The organism is Actinoplanes sp. NPDC048791, assembly GCF_040650095.1.
Classification (GTDB): domain Bacteria; phylum Actinomycetota; class Actinomycetes; order Mycobacteriales; family Micromonosporaceae; genus Actinoplanes.
In genome coordinates this window covers 1-1,496 of sequence record NZ_JBEZGQ010001518.1, presented here as the reverse complement: position 1 = coordinate 1,496, position 1,496 = coordinate 1, and the positions used below count along the sequence as shown (strand labels likewise).

Below are 1,496 nucleotides of genomic sequence, written 5' to 3'. Positions count from 1 at the left end.
GCCGCGGGCACCAGGCCGAGGTGGCGGGACGGGGCCGCGACGGCATCCGCCCGGCGCATCGCGCCCAGCACCGGCGTGCCCACCTCCTCGCACGCCTCGCGCAGGATCGACTCGTGCCGGTCCGAGCCGACCCGGTTCAGGATCACCCCGGCCAGGCGGACGTTGCCGAAGCTGCGGAAGCCGTGCACCAGCGCGGCCACCGACCGGCCCTGCGCGGCGGCGTCGACGACCAGGATGACCGGCGCGTCGAGCAGGCCGGCGACGTGCGCGGTCGACCCGGTGTCGCCCGCACCGGTACGCCCGTCGTAGAGCCCCATCACACCCTCGACGACGGCCAGGTCGGTGCCCGCCGAACCGTGCGCGAACAGGGGTCCGATCAGTTCCTCGCCGACCATCACCGGGTCGAGGTTGCGTCCGGGGCGGCCCGCCGCGAGCGCGTGATAGCCGGGATCGATGTAGTCCGGGCCGACCTTGAACGGCGCCACGCTCAGGCCCCGCGCGGCGAAGGCGGCGAGCAGTCCGGTGGCCACCGTCGTCTTGCCGTGGCCGGAGGCGGGCGCGGCGATGACCACGCGCGGGATGCTCACCATTCGATGCCCTGCTGTCCCTTGCGGCCGGCGTCCATCGGATGCTTGACCTTCGTCATCTCGGTGACCAGGTCGGCCGCGGCGAGCAGGTCCGGGTGCGCGTCCCGGCCGGTGATCACCACGTGCTGGGTGCCGGGCCGCTCCGCGAGGGTCGCGACGACGTCGGCGACATCAACCCAACCCCACTTCATCGGGTACGTGAACTCGTCGAGCACATAGAACTTGTGGGTCTCGGCAGCCAGGTCCCGCTTGATCTGCGCCCAGCCCTCGGCGGCCTCGGCGGCGTGATCGCGTTCGGTGCCGGCCCGCTGGATCCAGGACCAGCCCTCACCCATCTTGTGCCAGGCCACGCTCGGCCCGCCGGTCTGCCCCAGAGCCTTGAGCGCGGCTTCCTCGCCGACCCGCCACTTCTCGGACTTCACGAACTGGAAGACACCGATGGACCAGCCGGCACTCCACGCCCGCAGAGCCATCCCGAACGCGGCGGTCGACTTCCCCTTGCCGTGTCCGGTGTGGACGGCGAGCACAGCCTGCCGGCGCCGCTGCCGCGTGGTGAGCCCATCCTGCGGCACGGTGGTGACCTGTCCCTGCGGCATCAGGCAGCCTTCCTCGGCGAGATGAACGACACGCGAAAACGTCCGGGCCGCAAGGTCGGGGCGGAAACCCGCGAGGCCGGCGCGGGCACCCACCGGGCGACCGCGGAGACGGGCGGGGCGACCACGAAAGACGGCTTCACGCGGCCCTCCTCAGCGGTGTCGAGGTCGGGTTGGCGGCAAGCGCATCGAGCGGCATGATGTCGGCGCCGAGGGCGGCGGCCAGCCCCCGGGCCAGGCCGAGCCGGATCGGCCCGGCTTCGCAATCGACAACCACCGCCGCCACCCCGGCCAGCGCCGGCGCGACGAGCACCGG

2 protein-coding genes are annotated in these 1,496 nt (G+C 73.1%); both read right to left on the bottom strand.

Annotation, left to right across the window (positions count from 1 at the left end; all coding sequences use genetic code 11):
- The coding region (locus AB0C29_RS48035) for a cobyrinate a,c-diamide synthase (protein WP_360835010.1) at positions 1 to 590 on the bottom strand (590 nt) is incomplete at its 3' end.
- Positions 584 to 1,183: a cob(I)yrinic acid a,c-diamide adenosyltransferase gene (gene cobO / locus AB0C29_RS48030; RefSeq protein WP_360544083.1), complete on the bottom strand. Its 600-nt coding sequence runs from the start codon at positions 1,181 to 1,183 to the stop codon at positions 584 to 586. The genes AB0C29_RS48035 and cobO, both read right to left, overlap by 7 nt.
- Positions 1,184 to 1,496 lie beyond the last annotated feature (313 nt).